Source organism: Paenibacillus sp. NMA1017 (assembly GCF_058895805.1).
In genome coordinates, this window is sequence record NZ_JBZXYR010000009.1 from 190,691 (window position 1) to 208,633 (window position 17,943).

At 45.3% G+C, this 17,943-nt stretch carries 19 protein-coding genes; 13 read left to right on the forward strand and 6 right to left on the reverse strand.

Translation table 11 applies throughout. From position 1 onward, the window contains the following. Positions 1–180: 180 nt before the first annotated feature. The gene (locus AC5ELV_RS20320; protein WP_029517162.1) at positions 181–366 is read right to left on the reverse strand and encodes a hypothetical protein; all 186 of its coding nucleotides are present in this window, start codon (positions 364–366) and stop codon (positions 181–183) included. Between the two features lie 455 nt (positions 367–821). On the opposite strand from AC5ELV_RS20320, the gene AC5ELV_RS20325 reads away from it, so the two are divergent. Together AC5ELV_RS20325 and AC5ELV_RS20330 are read left to right on the forward strand one after the other, a co-directional pair. Next, positions 822–1,691, forward strand: a complete 870-nt coding sequence (locus AC5ELV_RS20325) for a cation diffusion facilitator family transporter (protein ID WP_493431614.1) — start codon at positions 822–824, stop codon at positions 1,689–1,691. Between the two features lie 191 nt (positions 1,692–1,882). Then, positions 1,883–3,049: a C40 family peptidase gene (locus tag AC5ELV_RS20330; protein WP_493431615.1), complete on the forward strand. Its 1,167-nt coding sequence runs from the start codon at positions 1,883–1,885 to the stop codon at positions 3,047–3,049. A 125-nt stretch (positions 3,050–3,174) separates the two neighbouring features. On the opposite strand, the gene AC5ELV_RS20335 is transcribed toward AC5ELV_RS20330, so the two are convergent. After that, complete coding sequence (locus AC5ELV_RS20335) at positions 3,175–3,342, reverse strand: DUF1328 domain-containing protein (protein WP_028541846.1); 168 nt, start codon at positions 3,340–3,342, stop codon at positions 3,175–3,177. 260 nt (positions 3,343–3,602) lie between these two features. On the opposite strand from AC5ELV_RS20335, the gene AC5ELV_RS20340 reads away from it, so the two are divergent. The 11 genes from AC5ELV_RS20340 to AC5ELV_RS20390 all read left to right on the forward strand — a co-directional run bounded on the left by AC5ELV_RS20340 (position 3,603) and on the right by AC5ELV_RS20390 (position 15,650). Beyond that, positions 3,603–4,124, forward strand: coding sequence for a DUF948 domain-containing protein (locus AC5ELV_RS20340; protein WP_069290384.1), 522 nt, complete (start codon positions 3,603–3,605; stop codon positions 4,122–4,124). Positions 4,125–4,175: 51 nt separating this feature from the next. Further along, positions 4,176–4,694 (forward strand): hypothetical protein, encoded by a 519-nt coding sequence (locus AC5ELV_RS20345; protein ID WP_493431616.1) that lies wholly within the window; start codon positions 4,176–4,178, stop codon positions 4,692–4,694. Positions 4,695–4,790: 96 nt separating this feature from the next. Beyond that, entirely contained in the window at positions 4,791–5,132 is a 342-nt protein-coding gene (locus AC5ELV_RS20350) for a YflT domain-containing protein (protein ID WP_348620592.1), read from the forward strand. A 235-nt stretch (positions 5,133–5,367) separates the two neighbouring features. Beyond that, positions 5,368–6,549 (forward strand): PP2C family protein-serine/threonine phosphatase, encoded by a 1,182-nt coding sequence (locus AC5ELV_RS20355; protein WP_493431617.1) that lies wholly within the window; start codon positions 5,368–5,370, stop codon positions 6,547–6,549. Further along, positions 6,533–10,252: a response regulator gene (locus tag AC5ELV_RS20360; RefSeq protein ID WP_493431618.1), complete on the forward strand. Its 3,720-nt coding sequence runs from the start codon at positions 6,533–6,535 to the stop codon at positions 10,250–10,252. Before AC5ELV_RS20355 ends, AC5ELV_RS20360 begins: the two co-directional genes overlap by 17 nt. A 79-nt stretch (positions 10,253–10,331) precedes the next feature. After that, the gene (locus tag AC5ELV_RS20365; RefSeq protein WP_254350700.1) at positions 10,332–11,201 is read left to right on the forward strand and encodes a CheR family methyltransferase; all 870 of its coding nucleotides are present in this window, start codon (positions 10,332–10,334) and stop codon (positions 11,199–11,201) included. Positions 11,202–11,220: 19 nt separating this feature from the next. Beyond that, positions 11,221–12,891 (forward strand): response regulator, encoded by a 1,671-nt coding sequence (locus AC5ELV_RS20370; protein WP_493431619.1) that lies wholly within the window; start codon positions 11,221–11,223, stop codon positions 12,889–12,891. 99 nt (positions 12,892–12,990) lie between these two features. After that, on the forward strand, positions 12,991–13,329 hold the full coding sequence (locus AC5ELV_RS20375; protein ID WP_023990272.1) for an STAS domain-containing protein: 339 nt from the start codon (positions 12,991–12,993) through the stop codon (positions 13,327–13,329). Positions 13,330–13,347: 18 nt separating this feature from the next. Then, positions 13,348–13,800 carry an anti-sigma B factor RsbW gene (gene rsbW / locus AC5ELV_RS20380; protein ID WP_061831463.1) on the forward strand — a complete coding sequence of 151 codons (453 nt, stop codon included), beginning with the start codon at positions 13,348–13,350 and terminating at the stop codon, positions 13,798–13,800. After that, the gene (locus tag AC5ELV_RS20385; protein ID WP_013311929.1) at positions 13,797–14,570 is read left to right on the forward strand and encodes a sigma-70 family RNA polymerase sigma factor; all 774 of its coding nucleotides are present in this window, start codon (positions 13,797–13,799) and stop codon (positions 14,568–14,570) included. Before rsbW ends, AC5ELV_RS20385 begins: the two co-directional genes overlap by 4 nt. A gap of 120 nt (positions 14,571–14,690) precedes the next feature. Continuing rightward, positions 14,691–15,650 (forward strand): magnesium transporter CorA family protein, encoded by a 960-nt coding sequence (locus tag AC5ELV_RS20390; RefSeq protein WP_493431620.1) that lies wholly within the window; start codon positions 14,691–14,693, stop codon positions 15,648–15,650. Positions 15,651–15,764: 114 nt separating this feature from the next. On the opposite strand, the gene AC5ELV_RS20395 is transcribed toward AC5ELV_RS20390, so the two are convergent. From AC5ELV_RS20395 to AC5ELV_RS20410, 4 genes are all read right to left on the reverse strand, one after another. Further along, complete coding sequence (locus AC5ELV_RS20395; RefSeq protein WP_307353656.1) at positions 15,765–16,241, reverse strand: DUF5665 domain-containing protein; 477 nt, start codon at positions 16,239–16,241, stop codon at positions 15,765–15,767. Between the two features lie 95 nt (positions 16,242–16,336). Next, a complete protein-coding gene (locus AC5ELV_RS20400; RefSeq protein ID WP_029517175.1) occupies positions 16,337–16,738 on the reverse strand; it encodes a YtxH domain-containing protein in 402 nt (133 codons plus the stop codon). Positions 16,739–16,781: 43 nt separating this feature from the next. Then, positions 16,782–17,039: a GlsB/YeaQ/YmgE family stress response membrane protein gene (locus AC5ELV_RS20405; RefSeq protein ID WP_493431621.1), complete on the reverse strand. Its 258-nt coding sequence runs from the start codon at positions 17,037–17,039 to the stop codon at positions 16,782–16,784. A 137-nt stretch (positions 17,040–17,176) separates the two neighbouring features. Continuing rightward, the gene (locus AC5ELV_RS20410) at positions 17,177–17,881 is read right to left on the reverse strand and encodes a phosphatase PAP2 family protein (protein ID WP_493431622.1); all 705 of its coding nucleotides are present in this window, start codon (positions 17,879–17,881) and stop codon (positions 17,177–17,179) included. Positions 17,882–17,943: the final 62 nt, after the last annotated feature.

A 17,943-nucleotide genomic window follows, 5' to 3' on the forward strand; every position in this document is an offset into this window, starting at 1 on the left:
ATCCAAACCGGCTAACTTCAACCACTAGATAAACGAAAGAGGAGCTCCTTAGGCCATTTAGATGGCGGGGAGACTCCTCTTTTTCGTTTTTGTGCCATGCCCATAGCTTACTTGGTTCTGGCAGTGAGGTAAGACAGACCTCGCCAGACCTTTGGTACCCTATAAAGGTTATGAGGTGGCTTATGATCCGCCTGTACGACGGCGTTGGTTGTTCGGCTTCTTCGTATTTTGGCTTTTCAGTGTTTTGGTGGAACCGCCTTGAAAGCCGCCCTGCTGTGAAGCGCCGGACTGCTGTTTTTTTTGTGCCAGCTTTTCCCGAATGGCATCTGCGAGATTAACTTTACGTGGTTCATTGGCATCGCTCATGAATAAATTCCTCCTGTTGCCGCCAGATTCATGTCAATCATGCTGGATTGAAGAAAAACGCGGCTGTGTCCTCATTTTATACGTTTTTAAAAGAAGGGACAAGGGCAACAATGATAACACACATCTGGGGTGGGGTGGAAGAGAAAACGTCTGTTTTTTGTATGAAGGAAAAAATGTTTTGTGTAACCTACAGGAATGGGGCCTGGCAATACTTTTTCGTTGTTCCTACAGCGATGCAGAGCGGAAAGACTGTTTCTCTAGACCCACACAAAGTTCGTCTGCTATCCTGAAAATAACAGTTACCCAAAGGCAAATTGTTATTTTCAGGGTAGCTACGCTGCTTTGTTTGAAAAGTTAATGTTGAGGGTTCAAGGCAGCGATGCTGCTATTTTTATTTTTGGGCCTGGTGAGATTGTTCTGCTGGGAACTATATATTTGAAGGAGTGTCCTACGTTGTGGTAAATGTCTATGATGAAATCCGAAAAGGTGAGCGTGGGGCGTGGGTAAGCATTGTTGCTTATCTCTTGTTGTCCGCCTTTAAGCTGATTAGCGGGTATATATTTGCTTCTAGCGCATTGCGGGCAGATGGCTTCAATAATGTCACCGATATTGTAGTGTCGGTTGCTGTACTGGTTGGACTGAGAATTTCCCAAAAGCCACCGGACTCTGACCATGCCTATGGACATTTTCGGGCAGAAACGATCGCGGCGCTGCTGGCGTCCTTTATTATGGCCGTCGTCGGTTTGCAAGTGCTTATTGATGGGATCGGGAGTATTTTCAAGGGCGGAAAGCAAATACCGGATATTACCTCCGCGGGTGTAGCTGTGGTTTGTGCAGTAATTATGCTGGGAGTGTACCTTTACAATAACAGACTGGCACGGCAAATTAACAATAAGGCTTTGCTGGCAGCGGCCAAGGATAATTTATCGGATGCACTTGTCAGTGTTGGGGCAGCAGTTGGCATCGTCGGTGCACAGTTCGGGCTACCCTGGTTGGATACTGTAGCTGCGATCGCGGTAGGATTCATCATTTGTAAAACAGCGTGGGATATTTTTAAGGATTCCACACACAGTTTGACCGATGGATTTGATGAGCAAGAACTGTCTGACTTACGGAGTACGATTGCCTGTATACCTGGAGTAGAGGGGATTCGGGACGTTAAGGCACGTGTACACGGCAATCATGCGCTGGTGGATGTGGTCATTGAGGTGAATCCGCAACTCAGCTTGATTGAAGGGCATCGGATCAGCGACCGGATTGAGGAACGCCTACAAGAGGTTCATAATACGATGCATGTCCATGTCCATGTAGAACCCAAATTATAGATTAATTATTAAATAGTTAGTATTAAAAGTGACTTTAGACCTATATCTAAAAGGCGTATACGCTTCCTTTTGTGACGTTTGGATTATATCTCTCTTCCTGCTGCTTTTACTATAATGAAGGCATGTCCGGCTATATTCGTCGGAATTGGATATGCTCTTCAAATTCGTAAAAACAGCCAGGAGGTGCAACATTGAGAAGACGCGTGATGGGAATGCTCATGACGTCAGCCGCGCTGTTGGCAGCAATTCATGTGGCGCCGGGTCAGGTTGACGCAGCGGCATCAACAGCATCCACAGGACAGAAGGCGGTTATTCAGGCGGCTGTAAAGCTTAGATCCGGTCCTTCGACTACAGGGGATGTAGTCAGCTTTATGAAGCAGGGAGAGGCCGTAACGGTATTGGAGAAAACAAACAGCTATTGGTATAAGATCAAGACTTCTGATGGAGTAACCGGATACACTAGCAGCTCCGACAAGTACATAAAAATTGGCGCTACCAGCGTCGCTGCTGCTGTCACCCCGTCTACCAGCCGTAAATCGGAAGCCACAGCGTCAGTTAAAAATGTTTCAGCTAAAGAGGCAGTGGCCTCAGTGAATAGTTCTGCCGGTCAAACGAAAGCCACGATTCAAACGTCCGTTCGTTTGCGGGCGGAGGCATCCACTTCTTCCGAGGTTTTGGGCTATTTGAATGCAGGGGATGTCGTTACGATTACCGATCCAAGTAATGCTTATTGGTTCAAGGTTACCAATGCTGATGGTACGGTGGGCTACGTCAGCTCGTCTCCACAGTATATTCGTATTGGTGAGGGTGTTGTTGTGCAGCAGCCTGTGTCTGCTCCGGTGACAACCACTCCTGATACTACCGCAATACCTGCGACAGCATCTCCTGCGTCAACTATGAACATGTTTTCCGGTGATGCAGCGGCTGCAATAGAGCAGGTTATTAACACGGGGATGACTTATCTCGGAACTCCATATGAATATGGTTCGGATCGTAATAGTACGGCTACTTTTGATTGCTCGGCATTTACCCGTCAAATTTTCCGTCAGGCTGTAGGAATCCAGCTTCCGGCAGATTCTCGTTCACAGGGTGAGTGGATCAAGCAAAACAGTCAGCCGAATACGGACATAACTACGCTGAAGCGTGGCGATTTGCTCTTCTTTACAAATTATAATGCATCGTCCGGGGCGTACACGTCCTTGGATAATTCCTCCCAAACGATTACACACGTAGCTGTATATTTGGGAGACAACAAGCTTCTCCATACGTTTTCTGTAGCGGGTGGCGGTGTAAAAGTTACGGATTTCAGCAAGCCTTGGCAGGATCGTTTCCTGTTTGGGGGCAGCGTGATTCAATAAAGCGCGGCTAACTGTTAAAAAGCTGCATCAAAAAAGGATGTTCCACAGCCCTGTTAACCAGGGTGGGAACATCCTTTTTTTATAAACATTTAGAATATTGCTTTTGTGCAGCTAGCATCCGATAACTATGAAACCCGTTTTCTTCCGGTAAAGAGTGAAATGACGAACAACACCAGAAATATCACAAATAATATTTTAGCGATTGTAGCAGCTATGGACACGACGATACCAAAAAAACCTAAGATCCCGGCGATCACAGCAAAAATTAAGAATAAAGCGGACCATTTTAGCATGTTCTGTATCCTCCTTTAATTGTATATAATGTGGCATACTCACGCTCCGATAGAGCATGGTTGCAGATGACAGTGACTTCTATAGATTATTCGTGGCTGTGCCATCGTTATATGGTGTTTTAAACGGTGCAAGAGTCCGTGAATCATAACGTTTAGAGCGGAGAAGAAGCCAGCCTGGACGTTGTTTCGGGTCTGAATCTAAAGGGTAACTATGCAGTAATCATAAACATCATCGTGAAAGACGAAAGAGAGGTTACGCTATGTTAACACAGGTCAGCATTTTTATTATTGCTATCGCATTTGCAGTTCTCGTTATTTTCCTCATCAAAACGTTAAAAGCAGCACAAGGCTCTCTGGATAAGGTGACTCAAACCTTGCAGGATGTACAAAAAACGATAGATGAACTGAGTTATGAAGTAAAACAAACGGTTCGACATGCGAATGACATCACCGCAGACGTTGATCATAAATTGAAGCAAGTGGAGCCAGTGATGGAATCGGTTAGAAACTTGGGAGAGGTACTAAGCGAAGTGACGCTGGCTGCCAAGCAGGCTTCAACAGCGTTAATGACACGGTTTCAGAAATCGCATAGCGCTGCGAGTAATACTTCCAGAACGGATCACGCGATCAAGGCAACGACACCGAATAGACCTTTGACCGCAACGGAGCGGACGGTTCAGAGCTACAATGCGACCTATGAGGAGCCTGCGGCCAAGCCGGGTAAAAACTGGTTGGGTTATGTAGACATCGCTGCTGGGGTGTGGCAGAAAATGCGTCAGTAGCATAGTGGCTGAACCGTAAACTACAGGAAATTCATTGAAAGGGTGAGATTTATGATGAAGACGTTATTACTAGCTGCTGGTTTGCTCACTCCCTTTTCCGGACAGGATACGGTTCAGCAAACCGTTTCCCCGCAAACAGCGGGGCATGTGGTTAGGACTGTGCAGACGATACCCGCTCCACATGCTGTACCAGCAGATTTTCATACCTTAAATGGCATATCTTTGGATGATACACGTGCCGATGTATTGAAAAAGCTGGGCAAGCCACAGCGAGTCAAAAAGGATAAGTTGCTGCTTTCTACAGAATACCAATATCCCGATGTTGTGGTAGGTATGCGTGAGGACGTCGTTTCTTATGTGCATGTAGATCCTGCTGCCGGTCGAATCAAGGTAAATGATGAGTGGTTGCCGCTGCAACGGAAAACGCTGGATCAGGCGCTGGGTGGCTCTCAGTTCACGGCGGAAGACGGAGAGGTCTATGTACGCGGACAACGTGCCATCAAAGTGTTTATGGATGAGACGTCTGATAAACCTAAGTATGTTGAGTTTTTTGATGAAACGGAATGGTAATCGATTTTTTTGAGGCGTGACATAACATGGAAGTTTCAAATGAATATGTGAAGTGTAATAGTCAGAGAAGTCAATCCTTAAAGGAGCGTGAGAAACATGAATCAGACCAATCATAAATCTTATGCCAAAGTGGTAGATAACGGTGTACAAGCCGTTGAAGCAGTAAATGAGTTGCGTAACACAGGCTATCGTTATGAGGATGTGTTCGTGCTCGCTCATGATCAGGATCGGACAGATCGTATTGCCGATACGGTGGATGCCAAGGAAATCGGGATTAAGGAAGAGGGCGTTTTCGATTCATTAGCCAACTTGTTCCGTTCCCGCGGCGATGAGCTTCGCGCTAAAATTACTTCCTTGGGATTTACAGATACGGAAGCTGACTTTTATGAAAAAGAACTGGATCAGGGTAAAGTACTGGTCATTGCTAAAAAAGTGTGATATTGCTGTTCACCATAAAAGCAGAGTGGCATTAGATTCGAAAAAGAGGATGTTGACCGCAGCACAAGTGTTTCGCGGGTCCTCCAAAAACATAGATAAGGAATGGGGTTCCAGCCTCATTCCTTATCTATGTTTTTGGAATGCCTTCTTACGGAAACACTACTTCTAATCAACAAGGGTGTTGCCGTTTAAGCAGGTATAGTATAATACATGAGTTACAGATAAGGAGAGGCCAATGAGAATTCTAATTGTTGACGATAACCCGACGAATGTCATTATTATTCGTGAAATACTGAAAAAAGAAAATTATCGGGATGTGATCTCTGCTAGCTCGGCCGCAGAAATGTTGGAGCATCTGGGAATCGGCGACCGTACCATTAGTCTTCGACCTCGTCCATCAGATATTGATCTGGTGCTGCTGGATATGATGATGCCTGAAATGGACGGCATTGAAGCTTGCAGTATTGTGCAGGAATATGAGCATTTAAAAGATATCCCGATTATTATGGTAACGGCGGTAGGCGACTCCAAAAAATTAGCCGAAGCTCTGGATGTGGGAGCCGTCGATTATGTCACGAAGCCGATCAACAAGGTAGAGCTAATGGCACGAATCCGGTCTGCCTTGCGTCTCAAACAGGAGAAGGACTGGCATAAGGATCGGGATCAGCGAATTCAGGATGAGCTGAAGCTGGCTGCGATGGTGCAGCAGGCGGTGCTTAGTCCTGCCATTCAGGACCCGGTGTTGCAAGTGAATGCGCTCTATCAGCCTTCCTTTGAACTGGCAGGGGATTTATATTCATGGTATCCGTTAGGGGAGGGGCGATATGCCATCATTTTGCTTGATATGATGGGGCATGGCATTTCTTCTTCGCTGTTCTGCATGTTCATTGCGTCTGTACTTAAGGACACGGTGACCACATATGTGGAGCCTGAGAAGGTCATACAAGAGCTGAATCGTCGTTTTAATCAACTGGATCTGGGCAAGCAGCTGGTACAGTATTATTTTACGGCGATTTATATGGTGATTGACACCCGTTCACGGCGAATTGACTATGTAAATGCGGGACATCCTCCCGGTTTGTTGTTCAACCAGGATGGCAGCATTACCAAATTTGACCGTGCATGTAGCCCGGTTGGTTTGTTTGATAAGATTGATGCAGAAATGCATACGATTCATTATGAAGGAACTGGACATATCGCTTTGTATACGGATGGCTTGCTGGAAGCGGTGGAAGGTGAATATGAGGAGCAGTTGGAGTATCTGACTGAGTGTCTGCGTAAATATGAGGAATGGAATGAAGAAGCGATGCTGGATGCTTTTTTTCGTAATGAGGCACCACAGGATCGTGATGATGATAAATGCCTGATCTGGATTTCGTTGAAAGAGGGAGAGAGCTTGCATGAAAATCAGAAATAAACTGCTGATTGGCTTTGGATCGCTTATGGCGATCCTCCTTGTGCTGACGCTAATCAGCTATGACCGGATGGGGAGCCTGAATGAGCAGCTGAATCAGGTTTATCAGGATCGATATATGAAGGTCCGGAAAACAACAGCTATTCGCGGGCAGGTGAACGATATGGCCAAAGTGATGGCCAATCTGATCTTGAATCCAGGTTCCTCCGTTAGTGAGGCCAAACGCGAGCTGGACGATATTTCCGCTACTGGAACGAAAGTGCTGGCTAGTCTGCAAACGAATTCCGGCACCAGTGAAGAGCAACAGCAGGTTGATCGGGTATCCGTCGCGTGGAATGAATTTTTAAGTTACGAACAAAGACTGGTTTCTTTGTTGGGGCAAGATCGTATTGATGAGGCTAACGCTTTCCGCAATAGCACGGGTTTGCCTGCCCAAGAGGAGGCGATGGATAGTATTAATGCCCTTGCCGTTTTTCAGGATCGGGAAATTGATAGCGACATGAAGCAAGCCAATTTGGCGTATGAAGAATCTGTGCAGATTACCACAATTCTGATGGCCGCCGGCCTGATCATGGGCTTACTGGTTATTTTGTGGGTGCTCCCAAGCATTGCCAAAGGTCTAAATGTCGTGAATCTCATGATTAATGGTTTTGGCAAGGGAAAGTACAGGGCCATCAGTCGAATGAGTGTTGCCTCCAAAGATGAAATCGGTGAGGTTGCTCGTGTATTTCAACAAATGGCCGGGGATTTGGAAGAAAAGCGGAAATTCGAGCATTCCGTCCTTCAAACGCAGAAGGACCAAACTTGGCTTAATGCCAATACTGCTCGGGTGACTGAGCTGTTCCGTGGCGTAAATTCACTGGAGCAGGTTGCTCAGATGTTCATTAGTGAGTTTACGCCCATCTTGGGAGGCAGTTATGGGGCCATCTATTTGCAAGGAAAAGATGTAGAAGACAACCAATTTAAGTTATACGGCTCCTATGCAAAGGTGACTGGCGAAAATTCGATTAGAGACGTTATCCAGGTAGGCGAAGGGTTGCTCGGACAATGTGTTCTGGATCGTAAGCCGATCTTGATTACAGAGGCTCCTGACGGATATTTGTCCATAGGCTCTGCCTTAGGAGAAAGTAAGCCAGTGGGAATTATGATTTTCCCTATTTTGTTCGAGGATGAGTGCATCGGTGCTGTAGAAATAGCGTCACTGGATCGCTTCAGTGATCTGGAAACGAAGCTGTTTGCTCAATTAGTAGAGAGTATGGGGATCATTCTGAACAATATCAAGGGACGGATGCGTGTAGAGCAATTGCTGCGCGAATCCCAGGCCCTTACTGAGGAATTGCAATGCCAGTCCGAGGAGCTGCAAACTCAGCAAGAGGAACTCAAGCGCTCCAACGAAAATTTGGAGGAGCAAACAGAGGAGCTCAAGCGTTCAGAGGAATTGTTACAGCGTCAACAGGAAGAATTGGAGCATTTTAATACTGAACTGATTGCCAAAACCAGAGCGCTAGAAGAACAGGTACGAGAAGTGGAAGAAAAGAACGACGAGATTGAACATGCACGAGCTCAGTTGGAACAACAGGCCATGCAGCTAGGAATCACAAGCAAATACAAATCCGAGTTTTTGGCCAATATGTCTCATGAGTTGCGCACTCCGCTAAATAGCTTGCTTATTCTTTCTCAGCTCTTGTCTGAGAACAAGGAAGGCAATCTCAAGCCAAAGCAGGTGGAATATGCACAAACCATTTATATGTCAGGTGCGGATTTGTTGAAAATGATTGATGAAATTCTGGATTTATCCAAAGTGGATGCTGGAAAAATGGATATTAACCATGAAGCGGTCCACTTGAAGGAACTGGAACTGTTTGTGGAGCAGAATTTTGCTCCGGTCGCAGCCAAACGTGAGCTTCAACTGCATACCGAAATCGAAGAGAACTTGCCAGATGCCATTATCAGTGACGGTTATCGTCTCAAACAAATTTTACGTAATTTGCTGTCCAATGCGTTCAAGTTCACCACGGAAGGATCTATTCGTTTCAGTGTATCTCGGGCAAACGGAGAGCAACTTCCTAGTCTGCTAAATCCACGGAGATCCTATTTGGCTCTATCTGTGCGCGATACGGGCATTGGGATTGCTTCTGATAAAACGGATCTGATCTTCGAAGCCTTCCAGCAGGTAGACGGTACAACCAGCCGGAAATACGGGGGGACAGGACTAGGCCTGTCGATCAGCCGCGAGCTTTCCAGATTGTTGGGCGGCGTTATTACGGTGGAATCCGAGCAGGGGCAGGGCAGTTGCTTCACATTGTATTTGCCGGAACAAACGCCTACGGCGGAGGATATGGGTTCTCATTCAATAGAGGAATTTAACGGTGCAAATGTGAATTCGGATTTTGAGAATGTCGCAGCATCGGCAGAAACGGATCTTCCCATGATTATGCCTGCTAAACGGTTGCCATTATATCAGATGCTTTCGAAAAACAAAGCGGAGGACATTATACATCCGGGGGACGACCGAAACGAGATTACCTCACAGGATAAAGTGCTGCTGATTATTGAGGATGATATTAATTTTGCTAATATTTTGTACGATATGGCCCGTAGTCGGGGCTTTAAGGCGCTGATCGCTCTCCAAGGAGACGATGGGCTCAATATGGCTCAGTCTTATTTGCCGGACGCTATTATATTAGATATTCAATTACCTGTGATGGATGGCTGGTCGATTTTGGGCGAGCTAAAAGGAAATTCATCGACACGTCATATTCCAGTGCATGTTATTTCGGTCATAGATGATGTAAAGCAAGGCTTGATGATGGGCGCGATTGCCTATCTCAAAAAGCCTTCTTCGAAGGAAAGTCTGGATAAGGCATTTTCACATATCAAATCGTATACAGACCAAATGGTCAAACGTCTCCTTGTGGTTGAAGATGATGATAATCAGCGTAAATCCATTATTGAGCTGATCGATCATGATGATGTTGCCATTACGGCGGTATCGACAGGTCAGGAAGCACTGAATGAGCTGGCTACCCAGCGGTATGACTGCATGGTACTGGATCTGATGCTGAGCGACATGACTGGTTTTGAACTGCTGGATCGTATTCGAGAGAACGAGCAGCTAGCTGATCTGCCGATCATTATTTATACAGGCAAAGATCTGGATAGCAAAGAAGAAACGCAACTTCGCAAGTATGCAGAGTCTATTATTATTAAGGATGTTAAATCGCCGGAACGGCTTTTGGACGAAACAACGTTGTTCTTGCATCGTGTAGAGGCGAATCTTCCTGAGGACAAACGCAAAATTTTGCAGAAGCTATACAACAAGGAAGAGCTGTTTGAAGGTAAAAAAATATTGCTGGTAGACGATGATATTCGCAATGTATTTGCTCTGTCCAGTGTGCTGGAAAGCTATCGTATGGAGGTTACCTTTGCGGAAAATGGAAGAGAAGCACTGGAACTGCTGGAACAGACACCTGATTTTGATCTGGTGCTGATGGATATGATGATGCCGGAAATGGATGGATATGAAGCAATGCGGCGTATCCGGCTAATGCCACAATTCGAGAAGTTGCCTATTATTGCGCTGACAGCCAAGGCGATGAAAGATGATCGTTCCAAGTGTATTGAGGCAGGCGCTTCCGATTATGTGAAAAAACCGATTCAAACCGAACAGCTTTTATCATTAATGCGGGTGTGGTTGTATTCGTAACCCAAAAAAATGGGTAATATAAATCGACACATGATTGGAGCGGCACAGGCAAAACCTATTTAGGAATTGGAGAGAGATTATGACATCTAAGGATATGGCGGATAATGCTGCTAATGAAGTGAAATCGAATGATACTGAGCGGGAATTGATTGAGATTGAGCTGTTGCTGGAAGGTATACATCGGCTGTACGGCTACGATTTTCGTAACTACGCTCTGCCATCGATTAAGCGGCGTGTTTATTATCATGCGCAGTCCGAGAATGTAAGCACGATATCAGGACTTCAGGAGAAGGTGCTGCATGATCGCAGCGCCTTCGATAGACTGGTACAAAGCCTTTCCATTCCGGTGACCGAGATGTTCCGTGATCCGGAGCTGTTTCTGAATTTCAGGCAGAAAATCATTCCTATTTTACGGACGTATCCGTATATCCGCATATGGCATGCAGGTTGTTCCACTGGTGAAGAAGTATATTCTATGGCAATCTTGCTTCATGAGGAAGGCTTATATGATAAGGCTCGCATTTATGCGACGGATATGAATAACCTGTCTTTACAGCAGGCGAAGGAAGGCGTATACGGGATCGATCGAATGAAGCTGTATACCAAAAATTATTTGGAGTCGGGGGGTACACATTCGTTCTCTGAATATTATACAGCCAAGTATGATTCAGTGATGTTTCATCCTTTTTTACGGAAAAACATTATTTTTGCGGAGCACAACTTAGCAACAGACCGGTCCTTTAACGAATTCAATGTTATTTTCTGCCGGAATGTCATGATCTATTTTAACGATGAACTTCGCAACCATGTACATGGGTTGTTTTATGATAGCTTGAGTCATTTTGGTGTGTTGGTGCTTGGGGCCAAGGAATCCATACATTTTACCGATTATAGTGATTCCTACGAGCCGCTGGACCGGATAGAAAAAATATACCGGAAGATTAAATAGAGATGCTTAGGAGGATTCCATGGGGCTTCATGAACCGATTCATATATTGCTGGTAGATGACAGACCTGAGAACCTGCTCGCTCTTGAGGCGGTGCTGGAGAGTGAACAATATAATTTGGTAAAGGCCACATCCGGGGAACAAGCGCTGCGATGTCTATTAAAAGATGAATTTGCACTCGTAGTCCTGGATGTGCAGATGCCGGGTATGGATGGTATTGAGACCGCAAAGCTAATCAAGGCCAGAGAGAAAACGAAGGATATTCCGATTATCTTCATTTCAGCTAACAGCAAGGAAGCGGAGCATTTATTTGCGGGGTATTCAGCGGGCGGTATTGATTATATGGTGAAGCCGTTCATCCCTCAAATTCTCAAGTCCAAAATTGAAGGCTTCGTGCAAATGTACCTAACAAACAAGCGTTTGAAAACACAGTCCATGCTGCTTCACCAGAAGACGCAGCAGCTCGAGAAGATGAATAGTGAACTGATTACCGCCAAGGAGGCGGCAGAGATTGCTGCCAATGCCAAAACGGAATTTCTGGCCATGATGAGCCATGAGATCCGCACACCTATGAACGGCGTCATTGGCATGATTGATTTGCTGATGGAGACGGAGCTGCAAAGTGACCAACAGGAATATGCCGATATCATCCGTCGCAGTGCAGACGCGCTGGTAGCAGTCATTAATGATATTCTGGACTTCACTAAGCTGGAATCAGGGAAAATGGAGGTAGAGGAATATCCTTTTGATCTGGTTTCCTGTATCAAGGAAGTTTTCAGCCTATTTACGGTAGAAGTGAACCGAAAGAACTTGGAACTGGTTTATTTTCTCGATGAACAGATGCCTCCTGTGTTATATGGAGATATGGGAAGATTGCGTCAAGTACTGATTAACCTGGTATCCAATGCTGTGAAATTTACAGACCAGGGCGGGGTGTATGTCTTCGCATCTGTCAAAGAGCAAAACGACAATGGACTTACCGTTGAGTTTTCTGTGAAGGATACAGGCATTGGTATTGATCCCGCTAAGGTTGGAAGGCTGTTTCAGCCCTTTTCCCAACTGGATTCTTCAATGACGCGTAAATATGGTGGAACCGGGTTAGGACTCGCCATTTGTAAAACCTTAGTGAATATGATGGGCGGAGATATCCGTGTAGATACGAGCGGAGAACAGGGCGTGACGTTTCATTTTACAATGAAGCTTGGCTTTGCTCAGGAAAATGAACTGGAGGGGGAGTCCAGCTACGATTGGGAAATTCCACATCAGGAATCTCCAAGCCGTAAACCTGTACTGATCGTAGATGATCATCCGATTAACCAGAAGCTAATGGTTAATATACTGGATAAGCTCGGTTTGGCTTCAGATGTGGCAGCAGATGGGCAACAGGCGCTTGATATGGTCATGGCGAATCAGGACTATGACTATATCTTTATGGACTTGCAAATGCCTGTGATGGACGGTCTGGAGTGTACGGGTAGAGTGCGTGAACAATTGGCGGGAAGATCCCAACCTGCCATTATCGCCATGACGGCTAACGTCATGGAGGGCATTCAGCCTCGATGTATTGAAGCGGGGATGAACGATTATATTAGTAAGCCCGTTAAAATCAGCAGTGTAAAACAAGCGTTGCTACGGCATTCTCCAGACCATTTTCCAATGCAGCCGGGCAAAGATCAAATCAATGAAGCCTAGATGGTGGCATTTGGTAGTGTTTAAAAAGTTATACCGTGATTCAAACGCTCGTATAATGGGTTAGTATGTAGGGAAATCTTTTTTCGGGAGAGTAGGCCTATGAATACAAATAAAAATGAGAAGTTTAATGCAATTACAGAAACAACCGATGGCGTAAATACCGTTTATCTGAGTGGAGAGTTGGATCTTTCGGTAGCACCTGATTTTCGTCTGGTGATGGAGCCTTTGGTGGGGGAGTCCAGCCAAGATTTGATTATTAACTTGAGAGACCTTAAATACATTGACAGCACGGGTATTGGTATCTTGTTATCCATTTTAAAAGCAAGACATGGGATGGAATCTCGCTTTGCTGTTCAAGAAGTACCGCCTCAAATTCAAAAGCTGTTTGATATGACCGGTATTGCCAAATTCTTTGTCCCCCAGGAGAATTCCCAATAGGAAAGGAAAGAAAAAGAAATGAACGCTCAAATTCAAAAAGTAGTTCTTAATTTGCCGGCAACTGCTGACTTTGTTGATATTGTAAGATTAAATTTATACGGTATTGCCGCGAAAATGGGATTCTCTTATGAGGATATTGAAGACATGAAAGTGGCTGTATCGGAAGCCTGTAATAACTCTGTCCTTTATGCATATGGTCATGAGGGGGGAGTCGTGGAAGTGACATTCGAATTTGATGAAGCTTCGTTGTCCATTCGTGTCAAAGATGAAGGGGAGAGCTTTGAACGCGTGGAGGACCCGTCCCGTATCGCATCCTTGCATGACAAGGAGTTGAATGATGCGCAGATAGGCGGATTAGGCTTTTATCTCATGCAGGCGCTTATGGACGATGTCCATATCTTGAATGAGACAGGAAAAGGCACCGAAGTGGTGCTGGTAAAGCGCTTGACCAGAAGTGAGGAAAGAGTATGAATGAAAAGGTAACTCCCCCGGAGTCGATGGATGAAGCCGTTGGTCTAATCTGGGAGTACCAGCAAACCAAAGATAACGAGATTGCTACCGTGCTGATCCGTAAGTATGAGCCGATGGTCAAGATGGCTGCCGGGAAAATCTCCCGCAACCGTCCGGATTTATACGAGGATTTATATCAGACCGGTCAGATGGCTTTGATACGTCTGCTTCAGCAATACGATATCAGCTTGGGTATCCCATTTGAACCGTACGCTATGAAAAGTATGCTGGGACATATGAAAAATTATTTGCGCGACAAATCCTGGTACATCCAGGTTCCTCGCCGCATTAAGGAAAAGGGTGCGCTTGTTCAACATGCTATTGATGAACTGACCGTTAAATTGGAACGCTCACCCAATGTGGACGAGATTGCGACCTATTTGGATCTTACCGTGGAAGAAACGATCGAGGTGCTTGCTGGCCGTGAGTGCTATCACTATGTTTCACTGGACTCGCCTTTATCCCAGGAAGAGAGTGCAGCTACGTTAGGCGAGCTCATTAGCTCGGATGCTAACGATTATGACACTGTGGAAAAACGAATGGATTTGCAGCAGGCTTTAAGCCAACTGAAGGAGCAGGAACAAAAGGTGCTTCTTCTGGCATTTCAGGACGGTCAATCTCAACGTGCGATTGCACAGACGTTGGGCGTATCTCAGATGAGCGTTTCCCGTATTCAGAAGCGGGCGACGGAAAAGCTGAAGCAGATTATGTCTAATTCCTCTATTTCATGAGAAAAACGCGGAATTCTTGGCTTAACATATTTGACATCACATCGTAAGGACACGTTATTCCGATATGGGAAGCGTGTCCTTTTTATAAAGCGAAAAAGGTTGGGAAGAAGGTTGGAATCCATGACAGCATTTGAACAGATTTCTTCCTTTCGTGGAGGATGGGAATGGTGGGACATCAGTGCCGAGAAATGGCAAGATTCGGTCATACAGCACTTGAAGGAAAAGCTCCCAGAAGCCGCAGAATGGCTGGACAAGGTAGAGGACATTCCATCCAGCTTTATATCTGTGCGCTTTCCAGATGGCAATCAGCCCTTAATGTACGGGTCGCTGATCTACTCCGTTCAGGAGGAGATCGACAGTCAGCGCAATTGCAATAAGTTTTATTTTTTGGTTCTAAACCAGAAGTTGGTGACGTTAAATTTGGATCAAAATACCCGTGAAATTATGCATACCGCGGAACGCCAAAAAATGCTGGAACAGTGTGAGGATGCAGCTGACGGCATGTTTGTATTGGCGAGAGCTGTGCTTCATTATTTTCATACAGGTATGGATAAGTTCGAGATCAACCTGAGAAGACTGGAAGAGGACATGGAGAAAAGAAATGCCCGTACCCTGATGGATTCTATATTGAACGCACGTTTCGAGCTGTTGTATTGGAGCAATATGTTCATTCCTTTTTCAGAGCTGGTAACGGCTTCGCGGGAGGCATATCTGGATAAACTGGAGGAGAATCGCTTTTTTAAGCAATTACTTTACCGTGTTACTCGGATGGAAGGACTTTTTCTGCATTATGAAAAGGAAATCGACACCCTGATCTCTATTGACGACGCCATTTCCGCATTTAGGGGGAATGAGATTACGAAGACGCTCACCATTGTAACCGCCGTATTTACTCCAGCAACCGTAGTGGGTGCTATATGGGGTATGAACTTTGAAAATCTGCCTTGGATTAAAACTGGCTGGGGTTTTACCGCCGTGATTATTGCCACATTGCTAAGTATGGCGGGAATGTACGGCTGGCTAATGATGAAGGGATGGACAGGAGATTTATTGAAAACTAACAAGCGCAACAAATTGTAGCGGCTGCTTACAGCTGTTACAATTTACAAATAAAAAACGATCCATCGTAACTGGAGGCTCTTTGAGGAGTCTATTACCGGTTACGATGGATCGTTTTTAAATGAGGTAGGACAATTACTTAGTACCTTGGCTCATTTTGATATATCCTAATAATTCGGCGATGAAATCTCCGATGACCGGAAGATTTAACTGTACCAGGAAACTGAGCAACCAAGCGAGCAAGGCGAGTATGACCACTGTACCCAGCGTAAGGCCGAGACCACGTGCAATCCCTGCAGTCAGATTGCTCATAATTCTTCTTTTCGTGCTAGAGTAGTTTTCTATAATATCTTTGAATTCTGCTTTTTCCAATGTATCTGCGATTTGATCTAGGCGTTTGTTAAGCCGCTTGACCTCATGGCGAAGTTCAAAAGGATGCTCATTTACATCAAAGTCTCTCTCCGGATCATGTGTTTTAACATGATGATGAGTAGAAGAGGTCTGCTTGGATGAAACCTCATCTGGCTGATCTTGAGCCTGGAGGGGGTGAAAGGTTCTCTTGTTGTTCCGAGCAAGATCATCTCCATAGGAGTTTGGTTTGTTCATGGTCATCCCAGCCTTTCTATCATTTAAAAACAGCCAGCTTCTTGCATGCTGGCTGTTCAGTGTTTGGAGCTTATTTTGGTTGTAATCGGAATGTGTTCCTCTTAGGAATTTGCATTTAATTGTTTTTGAGTGTCCTTGGCTGCTTGAGCGGTTGCATCCATAACTTCTTTATCCGCTTTGGCCGCTTCATTAGCGACATCGGCAGAAGCTTTGGTTACGCTGGATACGATGTTGTCTTTACTCTCGGATACCGTTTTGGCTACATCTGCTGTTTTAGTGGAAACGGTTTTGGCCAAATCTGTCGCTTTGCTGCTAACTACAGATGCGACATCCTTCGTTTTATCGGAGACAACAGTCATTTTTTCGGACAGATCACTACGTAAATCGCGACCCGGCTTTGGAGCGAACAGCAGGGCTGCCGCAGCACCAATCAAACCTCCAATAAATAAACCCTTTGCAAAACCTGAAGTGCTTGCCATATTTTGATTGTCAATGTTACTCATGATATATCACTCCTTTTATAGAATAAAAAAATATATATAAATATTAGGTAGCCCTTCTTAACAGCCTGGACACAAGTCCGAGCAAGAATACGAACAATGCGGTTCCAAGTATGGCTGGAATGACTGCAAATTCTCCGATGACTGGGCCCCAGTCTCCCAATAGCATGACACCTAGCCAAGCTCCTACAAATCCAGCAATCATAGAGCCCGCAATGCCTCCAGGCATTTCATGTCCAGCTAGTGCATCGCCAATCAATCCGATAATAATAGCCATTACAATACTTAGTACAATTCCCCACACAAGGATCGCCCCCCTTATCCTAAGTTCACAAAACCATAACGTTTTTGATGAATGCTGAGCTTCGATATTGCTGTGCCTTGCTTACTTCGTATATAAACGCCGTGGCCCAGAGTGAAACAAAAAGCTGTCTCGGACATTTACGGGCGGGGAGTGGAAGAAAGCCGCATGCGCGCTTGCCAATAGATCATAGGAACGGTAAACGCCAGCCAAATGATGCCTGCAATATAACCACCCACAATGTCAGTAGGAAAGTGAACTCCTAAATATATACGGCTTAGTCCAATCAATAGAATGAGCAGTGCACCAAGAACGCACGGGAGGAAGAGCGAACGCTCACGAATCTTTCGTTCTATAGCCCAGATGGCAAATATCATGCCGTAAAATCCCATGGAAATCATCGCATGACCGCTGGGAAAACTGTAGCCTCCAGCTTCAACCAAATGTTGAAGTGACGGGCGTTCTCGTTGCAAAATCCCTTTAATGAGCGTATTCAGCACCCACATCGCCGTAAAGCTGCTTAGGATCGCAAAGGAATAAGCTTTTGAACGAAGATAGACCCAGCACAAGGTGGCAGCACCGAGAGCAATGAGTAACGATATGCGGAATGAACCGAAAGATGTAATGAATATAGCGACGGTTAGCAGTTGGTCATGAGCAGCTGCTGTGTCTGGAAAAACGATATTCTGTATACGTTTATCCCAATATAGAAAAGGCGCTGTGCCAATCCACTTCACAGAGTAGGCGATGAGAAGCAACACAGCGATCATGATAATAGATGCATACAGACTACGACGCAAATAGCTTGGTAGGAACCGGGATGGTTGGGGTTCATGGGATAGCATATGTAATAAATCTCCTCCTTATGGCTATGATAGATTCATTTTTTCGTACTATTAACTTAACT